11 protein-coding genes are annotated in these 17,677 nt (G+C 39.4%); 6 read left to right on the top strand and 5 right to left on the bottom strand.

Features of this window, described 5'->3' with window-relative positions; translation table 11 throughout:
* Window positions 1–62 precede the first annotated feature (62 nt).
* From F7732_RS11215 to F7732_RS23255, 3 genes are all read right to left on the bottom strand, one after another.
* Window positions 63–2,579 carry a phosphodiester glycosidase family protein gene (locus tag F7732_RS11215; protein WP_161598867.1) on the bottom strand — a complete coding sequence of 839 codons (2,517 nt, stop codon included), beginning with the start codon at window positions 2,577–2,579 and terminating at the stop codon, window positions 63–65.
* A gap of 740 nt (window positions 2,580–3,319) precedes the next feature.
* Window positions 3,320–3,646, bottom strand: coding sequence for a hypothetical protein (locus F7732_RS11210; RefSeq protein ID WP_151573952.1), 327 nt, complete (start codon window positions 3,644–3,646; stop codon window positions 3,320–3,322).
* A gap of 365 nt (window positions 3,647–4,011) precedes the next feature.
* Complete coding sequence (locus F7732_RS23255) at window positions 4,012–4,137, bottom strand: hypothetical protein (protein WP_275670926.1); 126 nt, start codon at window positions 4,135–4,137, stop codon at window positions 4,012–4,014.
* A 200-nt stretch (window positions 4,138–4,337) separates the two neighbouring features.
* Here F7732_RS23255 and F7732_RS11205 point away from each other — a divergent pair, with 200 nt between their 5' ends.
* The 4 genes from F7732_RS11205 to F7732_RS11190 all read left to right on the top strand — a co-directional run bounded on the left by F7732_RS11205 (window position 4,338) and on the right by F7732_RS11190 (window position 10,022).
* A complete protein-coding gene (locus F7732_RS11205) occupies window positions 4,338–5,204 on the top strand; it encodes a helix-turn-helix domain-containing protein (protein WP_151573951.1) in 867 nt (288 codons plus the stop codon).
* A gap of 330 nt (window positions 5,205–5,534) precedes the next feature.
* Entirely contained in the window at window positions 5,535–6,197 is a 663-nt protein-coding gene (locus F7732_RS11200) for a hypothetical protein (RefSeq protein WP_151573950.1), read from the top strand.
* A gap of 15 nt (window positions 6,198–6,212) precedes the next feature.
* Entirely contained in the window at window positions 6,213–7,445 is a 1,233-nt protein-coding gene (locus F7732_RS11195) for an efflux RND transporter periplasmic adaptor subunit (RefSeq protein ID WP_161598866.1), read from the top strand.
* 450 nt (window positions 7,446–7,895) lie between these two features.
* Window positions 7,896–10,022: a 5'-nucleotidase C-terminal domain-containing protein gene (locus F7732_RS11190; protein ID WP_151573948.1), complete on the top strand. Its 2,127-nt coding sequence runs from the start codon at window positions 7,896–7,898 to the stop codon at window positions 10,020–10,022.
* A gap of 93 nt (window positions 10,023–10,115) precedes the next feature.
* Here F7732_RS11190 and F7732_RS11185 read toward each other — a convergent pair whose 3' ends face one another.
* Both F7732_RS11185 and F7732_RS11180 read right to left on the bottom strand, forming a co-directional pair.
* Complete coding sequence (locus F7732_RS11185) at window positions 10,116–11,423, bottom strand: S-layer homology domain-containing protein (protein WP_151573947.1); 1,308 nt, start codon at window positions 11,421–11,423, stop codon at window positions 10,116–10,118.
* 467 nt (window positions 11,424–11,890) lie between these two features.
* A complete protein-coding gene (locus F7732_RS11180) occupies window positions 11,891–15,397 on the bottom strand; it encodes a S8 family serine peptidase (RefSeq protein WP_151573946.1) in 3,507 nt (1,168 codons plus the stop codon).
* Window positions 15,398–15,853: 456 nt separating this feature from the next.
* Here F7732_RS11180 and tagU point away from each other — a divergent pair, with 456 nt between their 5' ends.
* Both tagU and F7732_RS11170 read left to right on the top strand, forming a co-directional pair.
* On the top strand, window positions 15,854–16,801 hold the full coding sequence (gene tagU / locus F7732_RS11175) for a polyisoprenyl-teichoic acid--peptidoglycan teichoic acid transferase TagU (RefSeq protein ID WP_151573945.1): 948 nt from the start codon (window positions 15,854–15,856) through the stop codon (window positions 16,799–16,801).
* Window positions 16,802–17,139: 338 nt separating this feature from the next.
* Window positions 17,140–17,625 carry a sigma-70 family RNA polymerase sigma factor gene (locus F7732_RS11170; RefSeq protein WP_151573944.1) on the top strand — a complete coding sequence of 162 codons (486 nt, stop codon included), beginning with the start codon at window positions 17,140–17,142 and terminating at the stop codon, window positions 17,623–17,625.
* Window positions 17,626–17,677 lie beyond the last annotated feature (52 nt).

The raw sequence follows: 17,677 nt of genomic DNA, 5'->3' as shown, positions 1-17,677 counted from the left end.
TAAATTAAGAATTTACACGTCAAAAAAGATCAGCCATCAATGCTGATCTTTTTTGTTATCCTTTATTGAGCTTTAAACGTCATATAAAAGTCTTTTCTCAATCCCATTCCCTTTGTTGATGTTACATACTTCGTAACCGTCAGGCGATAGTTTTCACCAGATCGATAGCCTGCAGAAGGTGCATTTACGAGCACTGTTTTAAGGTCATTAGACAGCTTGACCGAAATCGGCATCCGCTCACCTTTGCTGTTTTCCACATAGATGTTTTCTTTCGTAATGGATAATGGACTTAATGGAATATTAAAATCAACTTTCCATTGCTTGTTAGCCGGAGCAGTCCTTGTATCAGATCCCGTTTCAAAATAAGTCTCAGCATGCGGCAGATCATAAACAGCCTGAAGCTGATCAAACACGATGCTGCCTTTATTTTGTTTAGAAATGGCCGGCTCTGCTAGATAAATGCGGTCAAAGGATAATGGGTAACGAACAGTAGAAGGAAGCTGAGCCTGTACGTATTTCCAGCCCTTCCAATTCAGCCCCGCCTCTTTCGTGAAGTCAATTGTTACTTCCTTACCTTGTGCATCATAGACGCGTCCTCTCAGCCAATGCGATTTTCCGTCGCCATATACCCACGCGCCAATTGCTTTAGGTTTGCCTGGTATCGCTATTCTTTTGGAAGCGACCGCGTATGATGCTGTTGTACCGCTTTTGTTGCCAGTAAAATCATAATTTAAGCGCAGGGCACCATTTCCTTCATATTGAGTGCCATCCGCTATGGAGCTAAGTGTCGTGCTGGCGCGAACGCTCTCAGCCTTCCACTCTGCTTTTGAGTTAAACCCATTCAGAAGTCTTGGCTTGTTGCTTACAGTTACAGGGATCGAAACTTTCTTGCTGCCCATCTGTGCAACAATCGTGCCCTTCCCTTCCGCATTTCCAGCCGTAAACTTTCCATTATCATCAATCGTTCCCGCATTTCCAGTGACAGACCAAGAAACAGAATTCTTATTCATGATAATTGGCTTACCGTCTGCTTCTGTCGCCGTAACAGATAGTGTCTGTTCTCCGCCTTTTTGCAGATAAACCTCACCAGGCGTCACTTTAAATTGAGATGGAGTTGCTACAACAGTAACAGGCACTTTCACTTGAGCTTTCCCATATTTAACAGTGACATTTGTTGTGCCTTCTTTTAAGCCTACAAAACGGCCGTTTTCAATTTTGCCAATGTTATTATCAGCAATATACTCTACTTGACTCTCATTATATGGAATTAAGTTGTTATATCCGTCAAGAGCATCTGATATTTTAAAAGAAACAGAAGCGCCCACCGCAACCTTTCCAACTTCAGCCTGTGCTGCTTTAAACGAAACAGCTTCACTATATGGAGCGGTGCTGACAGCCTGCAAAATTGCAGAAACCCGTCTTTGTGTCCCATCCGATGGCTTATTGATTAAGCCTGCATAGCGGTTTCCTGGCATTCTCGCTGCCAATGTTGTCGACCCGCCGCCATCGAGATTCAGAGCTTGATAGGCTCCAAGTCCAACTAAGTAAGAAGAAAATTCCTTCAGCGTCATTCCTTGACTATAGCCAGCTGTTCCTTTATCAACTGTTACAAGGAATACTTTTGTACCCGTTTTATCAACCGCAACAGCTGTTCTTGATGTTCTTGAAGTCGCACGGGGACTTGTAGGGTCAATTGACATATTCACCTTGCCTGCTTGTACAAGAAGCGGACCGCTTGCAAGCATAAACGAAGCGTCTTTCCATTTATCATCAATATCTACTTTAAGAGATACAGGATCTCCAACTTTTAAATTTCTAATTTGATCCACCTGTGTTCCATGTGCTGAAATAACATACCCATCTTTCGGGATTGTCGCACTTGTAACCTGCCCATAAGGCCGGATGGATGTAACCTCACCTGTAATGGTATCTCCAAAGCTCGCGCCCGGATCCAGGTTCTTATTCAATTTTTGAACAACAATCTCTAACCCAGTTTGGTTTGTCCGTGTTTTATCATAACGATTACTGCTCGTAAAGAGGATGCTTTCGTTCGGATCTCTTTGTCTATTAAAAGAATCAATCTTAAAGCTTTTGTTATGATGTGATAACGTAATATCTAAATTAAATTTACTTACTAATCCTTTACCGGCTTTATCAATACCAAATGCTGCCGGTGTATGCATGAATCCATTACTTAAAGCAGATACCGCTCCGAGAAAATCAATTTTATTATTACGAGCAAGCAAGTATGTAGGGTACCCGCTGTCCATATGAAATAAAGAGGCATTTACTGCACCAACAACATGATGGTTCTCGCGTGTATTTGCTTTCGCAAGTGCTATTACAGTCGAACGCTGATTGATTGGACTGGAGATTCCATAATTTATTGTTGTATATGGATCTAGTAAATTAACATTTAAAATATTAACTGCCTGCTTTTTACTGGAAATGGTCGTATTCCGTTTTTCCAGTTTTACGCCTGGCGTTACATTCGTCACAGTGTCTGCAAAAGCTGTAATGCCGCTAAAATGCCAAGTAACCAGGAACAGTGACAACACCAACAAAAACGCTTTTTTCATTCTTCTTTTACATCCCCTAACTTTCACTCTTTTTATAAAATCTACCATTCTAGTATATATGATTTCCTAAAAAATCCAACACAATATGTAAAATTATCCTTGTGGAGGTGCAGGTAATTTTGTCCAATTAGTTAGTTAAAATGAAATAGTGGAACATAACTAAGTTAATCTTAATAGGCTGTTTGTTCCATTGCGCTGCGAACCCTCGCTTTCCGCGGGGAGGAAGCTGAGCCTCCTCGTCGCTTCCACTCATTCGGGGTCTCACCCTTTACTCTACTTCCCGCAGGAGTTAAGGGTCCTCCGCTCCATTCCACCTGTTTTTAAACTTATTAGTTTCTAAGATATATAAAAGTACAACACGATTCAAACTAATGGACATTTTACTGAAGTCAAGTTACATTTCAATTGAGCAATTAACTTATTTGTATAAGTTAGCAGTTCACCATTTTTCTATAAAAAAGCATAAAAAAAAGATATCCGTTTATTAAAAACGGATATCTTTCCAGCCTTAGGCCAACCATCGCCCACAATTTATCAGTATACCAAAACGGAGTTGTATTACATTTTTATTTTAACATATACAGGCTTTTATACAAGAAGGAATATGAAGATTTTTCTTATTTTGGGTAAATTATAGCTAATAAGTATTTAGTGGTTTGTACCCCAGAATCTCCTAGACTATTTCTTAACCAGGTGCTAATACGATTACAGTGTTTCATCCTAAAATGGACATAGGTCTTTTAAAGGACATATGGTTCCTTAACTTCGCTAATGCCAATAATGCGCAGAAAATCCTGAATTCGGCCCATGGAATCCTGTTTGTATTCATCCATCACTTGAAATTCCTTGAGGTAGGCAATCTTTTTTTCACAATGGATATTTTCGCTCATAAAAGCAACCGACATTTCCATTTCTGTCTGGTTTCCATCTGTAAAAAAGGCTTCTGAACATGTACAAATGACGGCCTCTCCAATCTTCTTCTCTTCTTCTTGAAAATAAAACGAAAACAGGATCGAGCAGCTTCCCTCTTGAAAGGATGGCATCACTTTCATTTCTAATGCGTTCATACGATCACCTCATTATTCTTCAGGATAACTCTATCATAGCAAATTTAGTAAATATTCAGAAAACCGTTGTGGTTGCTTGAATGTGTGCTTCAACTCTAATTTATCTAGAAAGATCTTGTTTTCGAGTATAAATATAACTATAAGCATATTTTATACCATTTTTATTCCATACAAGCTTAATAATGCATGCTGTTAAAACAAACTTCTTCTATTTAATATTGCTTCTTATTATGCATTAATTAGTTACTGGTTCCCACATCCTCTCCATACATAAAGAAAAAGGCAAAAAAAATCACTTCAAAACGAAGTGATCAAAGGAGATTATGATGTATAAACGTTGAGGCCTAGTTACACTAGGTTAAGACTTAATGTACGGATGGTAATTCTAAAGTTGTTGCTCCTCCATCTGGACCGCTTGCGCTGATCGCTCCTCCAGAAAAGCTAAGTGCGATTAATACAGCTGTGAATAATACAAAAAATTTCTTTTTCATATAACTGCCTCCTTCAATTAGTAATTAACTGACCTTTGACAAAAGCTTGATTAATCTTTACAGTTTCATTTAACCATAATTTGAAAAAGTGCAAATTCTCTATTATAAGGATTTAGTAGGAGGTTTTCAGTCTATATCTCTTAATTTTTCAGTGGTACAATCAGAAATATAATTATAGGAATATTTAGGATGTGGTCAACATGAATTTTATTGTGATCGGGGAAAAAATCAAGGAGCTGAGAAAACAGCTGAAGCTTTCTCAAAAAGAGCTGGCAGATGGCATTTGTACACAGGCGCAAATAAGTAAAATCGAAAAGGGCGACGTCTACCCGTATGCTTCGACACTCTATCTTATTTCACAAAAATTAGGAGTCGATGTCAACTACTTTTTTGATATCGGAACAACTCCCAGAATTGATTATGTACGGGAAGTAAGCCGGCAGCTTATTACAGCCCGCCGTGAATTAAAATATGAAGAAATGCAATTGATCGTTAAAGCAGAGGAAAAAAATCCACTCTTTCATCAAAATCGGAAAAATGCCCAGCTGCTTCTTTGGCATAAAGGCATTTATACCTACCACCTAGATAATAAAGTGAATACTGCACTGAAATATTTGGACGAAGCAATTCAAATGACTCATGACAAAGTGTGGTCTGAACGCGAGGTTGAAATTCTTCAAAGCAAAGGCATCATCCTTTTTGAGCAAGGCGACCTTCCAAAAGCGCTCGAAATCTATGAATATGCAAAAGAACATCTTAAACAGCTTCCATACATACAGGATGATACAATCCAAACACGTTTATATTATAATCTCGCTCGGACACTAACTCGCCTCGGGCAATATCGGCAATCAACATTATACTGTAAACAGGCAATCGCCTACTGTATTGAAAGAGATCATTTGTATCTGCTTGGCGAGCTTCATTATCATGTTGGCTACAACTTCGAACTGATCGGCAATCTGAAAGAAGCCAAATCGTTTATGGAAAGAGCTCTCATTATCTTTGAACTGCAGCTTGATACTAAATACATTCAATTTATTACGGAGAAGATTAAGAACTGGTAGGTTTTCACTAGAAACATAGCAGCAATATGTTTGGTGATTGAAACGGAATGGCGCGATTCTCCTGCGGGAGGAGTGGGAAGGTGAGACCCCGCAGGAGAGCACGACGAGGAGACTCATCACCTGCCCTGCCGGAAAACGAGTGCCATGCAGTGAAAATAACCCTTTCCCCCGTTGCGTATAAAAATCCGCTATACACCTAGTTAATTTTATTCATTTTGTAAAATATTGCATGCGTTTTTAGAGGTAATTACTGCCTTTTTGTCACATTTTAAGTTAAAATAGGATTTAGTGTAATAAAAATGAATGATTCCTAATCACTGGAGGATTTATATGATTTATGAAGTTCGGCTCATAAAAGGGCTACTCCACCCTTATGATTTTTTCTATCAGCTTCAAAATGCGGAGGAAGTACGAAATCTAACAAAGCGAATAGTGTTCCTTTTTATTGCCAGCATCCTTATTTTTACGATTGGTGCGTATTTTGGAATTGGCAATGACATTATTTCAAACGAATTAACGAGTGTGTCTGCAGGTGAATTTGAAACAAAGAAACTATTTTTCGCATTAGGTCAGATTTTATGGGGTGTTTGCTATCCTGCCCTACTGCTGTTTATTCCAGCGCTTTATTTCTGGTCACTGACAGATATTCCGTATAAAAAAGTTCTTACATTGCAATTTTTTGCGGTAAGTATTCTGATTGCTGAGAAAGCGATCTTTATGTTCCTCGCGTTCCAGCTTGGACTTGATAAGGATTCATCTCCATTATCATTAGGAATCATAGCGCAAAGTTTAACAGACAATTTATTTGTTACATCATTCTTTGGACAAATCAGCTTGATTGGGATCTTCGTAATCTGGCTGCAGTATAAAGGACTAGTATATCTTTCAGAACGGAAGCCAAGGGTGCTATTTCTAATAGTGCTTTCCATTCATCTCCTTTACTGGGTGATTTCCGCTTTACTTTCATACATAAAATTTGAAAAGCTTCTATAAAAGGTGTTGAAAATGATGAAGAAATGGCAGATCATTACTGGAACAGCTGCATCCGTGCTCCTGATCAGTGTAAACAGTTACTTGCTCCTTAAGAAAGATAGTGAGATTGATAGAATCTCTTATGTGAGTCAGTATGAAGAAACCAAACGGGGCGATCTGCAGGAAGCCTTTCATACAGAAGGTGTCGTTGTTCCTTTGGAAGAGCACAAAGTTTATTTTAACGAACAAATCGGGGCTTTTAGCCAGTTCACAGTTGCAGAAGGCGATACTGTGAACCCTGGTGATCCTTTATTCGAATATGAATCCTTTAATATTGAAGAAGATCAGCGAATGCTGGAATTTGAAGCAGATAAATTAGAAGAACAAATTGAAAGCATCGAAGATCATATTGATGAGCTGCGCAGCTTTATTATTGTCATTGAGGCAAAAGAAAGCACAGAAACAGCAGACGAAGATTCCACTAACTTCATCTATAATTCTGTCGTTGATGTTGAAAAAGAAATTTACCAAAAAGAGCTTGAGCGAGAGTTATTAATGGCTGAAGCAAGTGTCATCCAAAAGCAAATTTCCAATATAGATCAGCAAAACAATATGCTGACCACCCTCAGCACCTATGCTGGAACGGTGACAGACATCAACACCAGCCTGGGTAACCCGGTCATCACCATCCATTCTGATACTCCTTCGATCAAAGGCAGTTTAACAGAAGAAGATGTGGACAAAATTGAGGTGGGCATGCCTGCTCATGTTTTTGCTGCTGATGAAGGGAAAATAAATGGAATCGTCAGCAAGATCAACACATATCCTGAAGATGAACCGTCCCTTAACAAGGAGAGTTCTTATCCCTTCTCAGTCGAACTTCAGCTTGAAGAAGAACAAGAGGCATTATTAACGGGCAAGCATGTAAATGTAAATGTGGTCACAAATGAAATACTTGATGCCGTAACCATTCCAGTTAAAGCATTAAGTACAGCCGGCATCGCAAAGAACGCATTTGTAATTGGCCAGGACGGGACATTGCAGGAAACGCCTATAACCGTTGGGTTAAAAATGGGACAAACACAAGAAGTCGTTGAAGGACTTTCGTCTGAACAGCTTGTCGCTATTCATCCAGACATTCATAGTGAAAATGACATCACATCATTCAACACCCCGATCTGGACGAAATATATTTCAAAAACTGCGATTGAAAACCTTGGAACAAAACAAATCGCTAAATATATTTTTACGGGTTTTATTCAAAGATAAACCCATGACGGACAGCTTATGCAAGCTGTCTTTTTCTTTGGTTCTAAAGAGAGCCGATGGCAGAGAGGGAGTAGTAAAAGTGCCCTTTAGGTTGAGGAAAGAGTGGCGGCTGGCATCTAAGTAACGGCTATGTGCCCTTCGCGGCCTATTAAGTGGGACGACAGGCACTTATGAGGCGACTATGCGCCCCCTCGCTCACCCCCAACTAAAAAGAGACAAGAAATAAACTCCGCCTCTTTAAATTCTGCCTTTTCCGCCTCCCTTCTACAGCATTCTCTATTCCCCATTTTAAATTTATTGTAAAAATAATTAGTATTTTGTCATTCTTTTTAAATATTCTCCTACAAAGGTTGTATTCTTTGTTATAATATTTTCGGGTCTATTATTCTATTTTTCTTCATTTTAGGAAAATACGAACCATTTACATAACAATCAAGGGGGAAGAGAAATATGACAAAGGGTAACCGCAAGTTTATTGCAACAGCTGCAACAGCGGCATTAGTTGCTTCTGCGATCGCGCCTGCTGCTTCTGCTGCAGCAAAGGATTTTACAGATGTACCAGATCGTTATAAGGATGCCGTTGACTTCTTAGTAGAAAAAGGAGCAAACGGAGTTTCTGCCACTTCTTTTGGCACAAACCAATCCATTAAACGTGTGGATGCAGCTGTATTTGTAGCAAATGTATTAGGTTTAGATACAGATAATGCACCAGCTTCAGGTTTCACTGATGTACCAGATCGCGCTGTAGGTGCTGTAAATGCTCTTAAAGCTGCTGGCATTACATCTGGTAAAACTGCTACATCTTTTGGTTCTTCCAGTGAGATTACTAGAGGAGAGCTTGCGATTTGGCTTCAAAGAGGCTTTAAACTTAAAGGTTCTGCTGACAGCGCATTTACGGATATTAGCGATCGCTATGCCAAAGCGGTAGAAGCGCTTGTTGCAAATGAAATTACCAATGGCGTTTCTGCAACAAAATATGGTGTCGGCCAGCAAGCAAAACGCGGTGACTTTGCTATTTTCCTTCATAAAGCAGATGCAGTAAAACCTGCTTTTGAATTATCTCTTATGCATACAAATGACCAGCACGGAAATGCACAAAACGCACCTAAGCTAGCAACAGCTGTAAAGGAATTCCGTGCCGCTAACCCTGAGGCACTTCTTCTTGATGCTGGGGATGTTTTCTCAGGCACACTTTATTTCAATGAATTTGAAGGACAAGCTGATCTACAATTCATGAACTACCTTGAATACGATGCCATGACTTTCGGAAATCACGAATTTGACCTAGGTTCAGGCGAAGATGGCCATAAAGCACTTGCGGAATTTGTGAAAGCTGCTAAATTCCCATTTGTTTCTGCAAACGTAGATTTCTCAAAAGATTCCTTGTTTGATGGATTAGTAGAAGGTACTGTAGCAGCAGATGCTGAAGATGGTAAAATCTATAATGCAATTATCCAGGAAGTAGATGGAGAAAAAGTAGGTATTTTCGGATTAACAACTTCTGAAACAGCTGAAATCTCAAGCCCTGGTCAAGTTGAATTTAAAAACTACATTGAAGAAGCAAAAGCTTCTGTTAAAGAATTGCAAGATCAAGGCGTAAATAAAATCATTGCTCTTACACATATCGGCTACGATGATAACATCGAATTTGATAATGATTTAGAGCTTGCTAAGCAAGTAGACGGCATCGATATCATCGTTGGCGGCCATACACATACAAAACTGGAAGAAGCAGTTGTGATTAGCGAGAATAAAACAGAACCTACTGTCATTGTTCAAGCAAATGAGTACAATAAATATCTTGGAACATTAAGTGTAAACTTTGACAGTGAAGGTGTTGTAACAACTCTTGATGGCGAACTGGTTGATCTTGCTGAAGTGGCGGAAGATGCTGAAGCAGTGAAGATCCTAAAGCCTTATAAAGAGACAATTGACGCAATGCAGCAAGAATCCATTGGTGTTGAATCTGCCGTAGCACTTGATGGTGAGCGTGCAAATGTGCGTACAAAAGAAACGAATCTTGGTAACTTAATTACGGATGGAATGCTGAAAAAAGCTCAATCCATTAACCCAAATACAGTGATCGCACTGACAAATGGCGGCGGAATCCGCGCTTCCATTGACCAAGGCGATATTACACTTGGTGAAATCCTAACAGTAATGCCATTTGGTAATTCTCTTGGAATCATGCAATTAACTGGAGAAGAAATCGTTGAAGCTCTTGAGCACAGCATAAGCCAAGCTCCAGAACAAAACGGCGGTTTCCTGCAAGTATCTGGTCTTAAATTCTCTTACGACAGCTCTAAGCCAGCCGGCGAGTGCGTTGTTTCTGTAGAAGTAAAAGGCACTGATGGCAGCTTCTCTGAGCTTGAAGCAGATCAAACATATGCTGTTGCAACAAACACATTCACGGCTAAAGGCGGCGACGGCTATGACGTATTTGCAAAAGCCTATGCTGATGGACGCGTGAGTGAGCCAGGTTTTGTAGACTTCCAAATCTTCACTGACTATCTAACAGGCTTCGAAACAATTGAACCTGTAACAGAAGGTCGTATTACAGATCTTTCTGCTGAGTAATATAAGAAAGAGAAGCCGGCGCTTGCCGGCTTTTTTTATACCAAACTAAAAGAGAGTGTCCTCAAATAAGGACACTCTCTTACTATTTTAATCTTACTTTACTTCAATCTTAAGGCTAACCGTTGTAGCATGATTAGCTGTATCTTTAAATTCTGCTTCCAGTGTGTAATGTCCAACTGGAATAATATCATAATTTGTTGAATCTACTAACTGCCATTGACCATCTTTGTACTCTAGAGTTCCCCAGTTTTGGCCAATTCCTGGTGCCACTGCGGGTACGTCTGTATCTTTAAGGATTACATTGACTGCTGTTTCATCCTGATTTTGATCTTTAACTTCCATGCTCATGCCATTTAAGTTAACAGCATCGGCTTCTCCGCTATCTAGCGTAACGGAAGCTGTTGTTCCACCAGCAAAATCAAATGTCACAGGAGACTCTTGACCTTCTAAGATGATATCGCCTTTTCCAGCGATAGGAGCTGAATAGTCATATGGGATTTCGAATTCATCCAGATAGAAGATACCTTCTTGTCCTTGAAGATCAAGATGCGTCATTGTTAATTCCTTACGATCTGAAGAGAACTTAGCTGTGTAAGGCATTAACAAAACAAATTCTTCATTTTTGTAATCAACGCCCATGATCATATACTCAGCCACTTCTTCAGCTGTAATGTCCTCTGGCATTGCTTCAGCAAAAGTTACTGTAACTGTTTTGGAGTCAACTAGTTTTACATCTGTAACAGGAGATTCAAATAGATCTCCGCTAAACATCAATGAACTATATAAAAGATTAGCAAAATCGCCGCGTTTGATGTTGTCATGAATTCCATACTGTGTTGCACTTTTTCCTTTAGTGATTTCAGCTCCATATAAAGCTTCTACATAAGGAGCAAATGTACCGCCAACATCTGTAAATGGCGTTTCAACTGCGTACTCTTCCAGCTCAAATGCATTTACTAATAGCTTAGCCATCGCACCGCGTGAAAGCTTATCGTCTGGTGCAAACTTTGTTGCTGAAACCCCAGATATAATACCTTCTGCATATAATGCATTAACAGCACCTTTTACACGCTTATTTAAATCTTTAAAGCCTGCATCTGGTGCGTTTTCTGTATCCAGTCCAAGCGTATTGGCTAGAATCACAGCAGCATCTCCGCGCTTTAACTGAAGATCTGTTCCAAACGATGTGTCAGAAACACCTGAAATCACCTCAATAAAATATAAAAAGCTGACAGCTTCTTCATAGCTTGCTTTAACATCTGTAAATGGATGTTCAAATCCAAAGTCAAATTCAAAGTCCTCTTCTGTTACTTCTTCTGCAGATACTGCAGGTGCTACAACAGATACTGCTACTGCTGCTGTCGTTCCAGCTGCTAAAAACTTGGATAATTGCTTGTTCATTCGTTTCTTTTCCTCCTAAGATGGCTATCTATTAAAATGGTACAGATCAGAGTCTGCCCTGCATTTAAGGCGCAAATATCCTTGAATGTAATCTTATAGTAGCAAATTTAATAAAATTGAAATACAGGTAATTTAAGCCAGATTTGTTGGTTTTTTAACACTGCATTGTAATGGTTTTCAGCAGATCGGATGCACGGTCTGAAACTGCTGTTCTTTCATCAATTTAATGCCAATTTTCCTTAAAAACCATTAAAATGACTACCTTTCAGACTAAATTCTGCTTAAAAACTATTCCTAAACGTCATGTAATAGTCTCTTTATCCTGGATATCCGCCGTTCAGACAAAATATCCGCCGTATAAAAATTTTATCTGCCGTTATTTCCATATATCCGCCGAACCCAAATAAATCATTCTGAACGCAAAAAAGAGATAACACCCCACAAAGGCATTATCTCTTTCATATGGTTTATTTTAAAATAAGCTTGTATGGTTGGCTGCTGGCTCCGCCCAGAACGTCTTCAACTTTGATGTAGTAGGTTCCTTTTTTCAGGTTTAACGGCAGGGATTCTGCATCACCTTTGCCATAGTAGTCGGCAGTGGCAACAGATTGGCCTTTTGCGTTGTAAACCGTCACTTTTCCATCAAGGTCATTAGGAAGTTCAAGAGACAGAGTTAGTTTGCTGTTTTTGCTTAAAGATAGTTTGTAATAATCTGTGTCAGGCTTGTTGGATGTCATATTGATATATCCATAAGCATAGTAACGATCTTTCGCCGGACGCTTAAGCGCTATCGGTTTGGATGGAATATTATTTTTGACAACAGATCCACTGTCTTCATCTTTTTGTGTGATTTCATCAATTTTAAATACATAAGGAATCACTGGTGAGTTTGTCCCCACATAATCAGCTGTCAGGAAGAAGTAGCCGGCATTCTTTTTCGAACGGAAGCTGACTCGCTCTTCTTCATTATAAAGCGTGCTGTCAACGAGAGTCATATTCGCCTGTTCCTCTAAATCCAGCTTACCATTACCGTTTGTGTCTTCGATGACCGCAAGGATTGGATCAACATCGGATTTGTGGATCGTTGGAACATTTTTATACTTCGCTGGAATAGCACCTGGTGTTACTCTCACGTTATATACGCTTTCTTTCCCAGGTTTGAAATAATACATATCGATATCACCAACTGAAGCATAATTCCCAGTGATTGCTTTAGTTGTTACCTTTACTGCATCTTCAAACGCATCATTTGTTTCAAACTGATCAGCTACATTTTTAATAAGTGGCTTAACAGTAAAGCGGTAAGGATCAAACTTCGCTCTGTAATTCTGATCGATGGCAACGAAATAATATGTTTCACCCGCTTGTAATCCTACAGAGAACTGATCATTAACGCCTATAGATGTTAAAGTGAATGTTGCATTAGAGTAGACAGGCATAAACCCTTGTGACTCTTTATCGTACTTCATAATATCCATACCTGTTGGCGCATAACCATTGGTTGTGTCCATTTTCACGTCAAAAAGACCGCTTTGTTCAGGTGTAAATGCATACCAATCCTCATCACCCATTGTCTGCAAGTAGCCAGTATTGGCTTCGTTCTCTGCAAATGGAATCGCAGCATCCATAATCATTTGCGAATACTCATCAACCTCTGCTTCTTCTTCACTAGCGATTTTAAAAGAAGATGCTAAAGATTTTGAACGAAGCTTTTCTTTCGCTTCCTCAAATCCTGCGAAATCCCCTTCAAATAGGAAATCTTCAGGAGACATGCCAATTGCGTCTGGAATGCCATCTTCATCAGCAGTTACATCCTGAATATCAAGCGAAAGCTCGTATGGTTTTTGGGAAGAGAAGCTGCGATTCAAATCCATTTCCATTCCGCCGCCTAATAAAATCATGATCGGATCAAAATAATAAGATTTATTCGTTACTTCAACAACAAACTCCTGACCAGGATAAGCACTGAATGACAATGTTTCACCTTTGCCAAAGCCGTTGTCCATAACTGAATCCATCTCATACTGATACTCTTCTCCGTCCATATTTTCAATGGTGTGAAGAATAATCGTTGGATCAATACCCGGAACGTCAGACAGGTCAATTTTCACCATCTTCATGCCGTCTTCTTCATTTCCTGGAATCGTGAAACGGAAATAATCGGAATCACCTGGCATCATGTCTTCTGCCATTTCGGTTTCTTCAACTAGCGAACTTTCATCAGTATAATAGTTTACTAGACCGCTTTCAAATGGAAGACTTTCAATCATTACTGGCGTTTCATACGTATTGGTATCTTCAGGCAGCGCTAAGCTTTTACCTAATGATAGCTTATAAGTAGATTGTCCTGCTTCATTGTAATTTCCATAACTATCTTTTACTTTTACAACAAGCGTACCGTTTTCCGGCGCTTTAAATAATGTGCCTTCTGTGCTACCTTGAGCTGCATCATTCACTTCTAAGACAGATTCCGGAGTCTTTGCACCTTCTTTGAAGAATTGCAGTTCAAATTTAAGATCATATTTGCTAGTGCCCTCAAGAGTGACATCCAGATACTCGTCCTTATTCAGCTCGACCTTGTATAAGTCTTCCTGATTTAGTTTAACAAGTTTACCAGAAGCCTCTGTTGCTGCTTCAACTGAACCAAGGTCTTTTGCTTTTGAAAGAAGGTCTGCTTCTTTCACAGCCGGATCGGCAGGAATTTTCTTCGGATCGAAAGAAAGCATTTTTTCTAGATCGATTAGGCCATGACCGTATTTCGTATCATATCCCTTAGCACCTAAATCTTTAGCTGTTTTGGTTAAGATGTAGTTGACTTGGTAAGGAGTAAGATCAGGATGCTTCGATAATAGTAATGCAGCAGCCCCCGCCACTACAGGTGAAGCCATTGAAGTTCCGCTCATGTTCACAAAAGAAGAACCTTTCCCGGCATCAAAAACAGATGAGTAAACCTTGTCTCCCGGTGCCACTACATCAACAGACGGTCCGTATGTAGAAAAATAAGCAAGCTGGTTTTCTGCATTTGTTGCACCTACACTAATAACGCCCTCATAGGAAGCTGGGTAATTTAGAATATCCGCTCCATCATTACCAGCTGCTGCAACCACAACAATCCCGCTATCCACTGCCTTTTTCACTGCTTCTTTTAAAAGAGGCGAGGAAGCATATGAGCCTAAACTCATGTTAATAACGTCAGCCTTTTGACGAATCGCTTCTAAAATTCCTTCTGCGATTGTATAATCCGTAACCGTCATCGCACGATTAAAGACATCAATAGAAATGATATCTGCGTTAGGAGCAATTCCATAGCCGCCAATTCCATTGTTCTTTTCAGCAGCAATAATACCCGCCACATGTGTTCCATGCGCATCTGCCAGTCCTTTTTTCACTGGGTCCATTGCATTTTTATTAGCAATGATCTGGTTCTTTAATTCAGGGTGGCTTGCATCAACTCCCGTGTCAATAACAGCAACCTTTACTTTATTCTTGCCTGCTAAAGCCTGTGCTTTGGCAACATTCAGATTTTTCAGGTGATACATATCTGATGTTTTAGGATCTACCGCGCCAAGACGCTTAACATAGGCACTGCGTGAAATGGAAGTTACATTTGGCAAGGCTGCATAAGCTTGTGCTACTTCCTGCAGCTCGCGCTTTCCTTGAACTTCAATGACATCATAGCCTAATGTTGAAAATCGCTTAAGCAGTTTTCCTCCTGCTTTTCGGTGTTCACTCGATGTAATTGGCGATGTGTACTTGACCACTAACTGATTTTCTGCGAATGCTTTCTCCTCGCCTTTTGTCAGCTGGCTTGTTTTCACATCTCCTAGCTTTAAGTTAAAACGCTCAAGCTGTTCGTAAGTCTTTTCGCCTATACCCTTTTCAGCAGCGAAAGAAAGACCCGGCATCATTGTACTGACCGCTAAAGTTGCAGCCAGACCAACGGCTAATCCTTTCTTTTTCATAGACTTCTTCATCTTATTGCCTCCTACATGCAATTTGTGCGATAAGTGATCATATTCTGCTAGAACGAGACTTTTCGCATAATATATTAGACGTATGAGATGAAAAATAGTTTCATATTTTTTCCTATTTTTTAAATAAATTTTTCCATTACAGATAAATTAAGCTAAAATCACTGAGTTTCTAGGGTAAATAAGTTTTTTAAAAAAATTATTGTTGATTTACACTCCATGGTACTCGCTTTCCGGCGGGGCGGGTGGTTAACCGCTGGAGTCTCGCACCATTCCGTTTCAATCAATGAGTTTATAGATAAAAAACATTTAAAAAAATATCATTCAGAAAATAGCCTTTGAATAATAGCCTTTATCAATTTTGTTTCTGCAAAAAAAGAATTAAGATGACAAATTATGTAGAAAATAGGTACAATAGATGAGAAAGATTGTGAATGGGGTAAAAGCGGAGGTAGCTGAATGACGAGAAAAGGAACATCAAAACGCAGAAAATGGCTGAAAATTATTGGGATTATTAGCGTCCTTCTAATTGTTGCCCTAGGCGGATATGCTTATCTTGTATATAAATCATTAAATGAAGCAGTAGATACGATGCACCAGCCAATAGACCGGGAGAAGTCAGATAAACGCGTTGAACAAATTACTCTTGAGGAAAGAGAACCTTTCTCCGTTTTAATGCTTGGTGTAGATGAGCGTGAAGGAGATAAAGGCCGTTCAGATACGATGATTGTTTTAACGGTCAATCCAAACACCCAATCAATTAAAATGCTGAGCATTCCGCGTGATACTCGCACAGAGATTGTCGGCCACGGAACAGAAGATAAAATTAATCATGCCTATGCATTTGGAAATGAAGAAATGTCGATGGCTACAGTAGAAAACTTCCTTGATATTCCGCTTGATTATTATATTAAGGTTAATATGGAAGGTTTTAAGGATATTGTCGATGCGGTTGGCGGCATTAACGTCAATAATAAGATGGCTTTTTCTCAAAGCGGCAAGCAATTTGAAGAAGGTAATATCGAACTTGATGGTGATGCGGCATTAGCGTATATCCGCATGAGAAAGCAAGATCCAAACGGTGATTTTGGACGCCAGGAACGTCAGCGTCAAATTATCCAGGGTGTGATTAGAAAAGGGATCAGCTTTAATTCTCTTACTAATTTTGATGATATCTTTGATGCTTTAGGAAGAAATGTACGGACAAACATGACTTTTGCTGAAATGAGAGATATCCAAAAGAACTACCGTGATGCTGCTGGAACGATTGATCAGCTGCAGATAAGCGGTTCTGGCGAATATATTGGCTCTATTTGGTACTTAATTGTCCCTGAAGAAGAAAAAGTACGTGTGCAAAATGAATTGAAGGAACATCTTGAATTAGAAGTAACAGAGGCGCCAGCTTAAGCTGAGCGTCTTTTTTTATGCAGTATGGAACGCATGAACGGCGTAGAAAATTTATTGGAAAATCAAAGAATTGCCCAATAAATTGCTGTTTTCCAGCTGATAGAATGCTATTGAAAGAACAGTTTTATTTTTTAATGAATTTTTCAGAAAATGAAACAGAAACTCATTTTCACCCTCTTTCCGACAAATACACATTCTATAAATGTTCATTTCCTCCCTCTCTCTCCATTCACTCTAAATTGAAAAGCCCGATTTGCCTATTCGCTTCATTTCATCGTTTCCCATATGTTTAGAGTACCCGGGAATCATTGAAAGCGCGCTTTCCGAAGGACATTATAATGGAAAGCTTTGAAGACATTCTTAATCAATATGAACCTATGATCCATAAAATTATTAATACCTTAAAAATCTATCAAAACAAAGAAGATTATTTTCAGATTGGTGTGATTAGCTTATGGGAAGCATGGAAGCAATTCAATCCGGAAAAAGGCAAGTTTCTCAATTTTGCTTATACCAGTGTAAAAGGAAGAATGCTGAATGAATTAACGAAAAATAATTCCAGAGAGGAGCGCACGCAGTTTGCTAAAGATGAATACTGGGCATTAATCGAAGATCAAAATACGCTGGACCCTTTAGAGTTCGATACAATCTTAGGTCTTTGTCAGCCATTAACAGACAAACAGAAAAGGTGGGTATTCTATACCGTTTTTAATGGCATGAGCATTACCGATATCGCCAAGCAGGAAGGGGTCTCTCCTTCCGCGGTGAAACTATGGAGAAAGGGAGCAAGGGAGAAATTGAGGCAAATTTTAAGCATTAGTTAATGAAAAATAGCTCCGCAAATTGCGGAGCTATTTTTATGATAAGTGGCTGTCT

Source organism: Bacillus mesophilum (genome assembly GCF_008923265.1).
Classification (GTDB): domain Bacteria; phylum Bacillota; class Bacilli; order Bacillales; family Cytobacillaceae; genus Cytobacillus; species Cytobacillus mesophilum.
This window is presented reverse-complemented; position numbering and strand designations above follow the sequence as displayed.

What these genes read in the sequence shown, in the direction of transcription:
- F7732_RS11215 (WP_161598867.1), bottom strand. Translation starts at nt 2,579, where the DNA reads ATGAAAAAAGCGTTTTTGTTGGTGTTGTCACTGTTCCTGGTTACTTGG.
- F7732_RS11210 (WP_151573952.1), bottom strand. Translation starts at nt 3,646, where the DNA reads ATGAACGCATTAGAAATGAAAGTGATGCCATCCTTTCAAGAGGGAAGC.
- F7732_RS23255 (WP_275670926.1), bottom strand. Translation starts at nt 4,137, where the DNA reads ATGAAAAAGAAATTTTTTGTATTATTCACAGCTGTATTAATCGCACTT.
- F7732_RS11205 (WP_151573951.1), top strand. Translation starts at nt 4,338, where the DNA reads ATGAATTTTATTGTGATCGGGGAAAAAATCAAGGAGCTGAGAAAACAG.
- F7732_RS11200 (WP_151573950.1), top strand. Translation starts at nt 5,535, where the DNA reads ATGATTTATGAAGTTCGGCTCATAAAAGGGCTACTCCACCCTTATGAT.
- F7732_RS11195 (WP_161598866.1), top strand. Translation starts at nt 6,213, where the DNA reads ATGAAGAAATGGCAGATCATTACTGGAACAGCTGCATCCGTGCTCCTG.
- F7732_RS11190 (WP_151573948.1), top strand. Translation starts at nt 7,896, where the DNA reads ATGACAAAGGGTAACCGCAAGTTTATTGCAACAGCTGCAACAGCGGCA.
- F7732_RS11185 (WP_151573947.1), bottom strand. Translation starts at nt 11,423, where the DNA reads ATGAACAAGCAATTATCCAAGTTTTTAGCAGCTGGAACGACAGCAGCA.
- F7732_RS11180 (WP_151573946.1), bottom strand. Translation starts at nt 15,397, where the DNA reads ATGAAGAAGTCTATGAAAAAGAAAGGATTAGCCGTTGGTCTGGCTGCA.
- tagU (WP_151573945.1), top strand. Translation starts at nt 15,854, where the DNA reads ATGACGAGAAAAGGAACATCAAAACGCAGAAAATGGCTGAAAATTATT.
- F7732_RS11170 (WP_151573944.1), top strand. Translation starts at nt 17,140, where the DNA reads ATGGAAAGCTTTGAAGACATTCTTAATCAATATGAACCTATGATCCAT.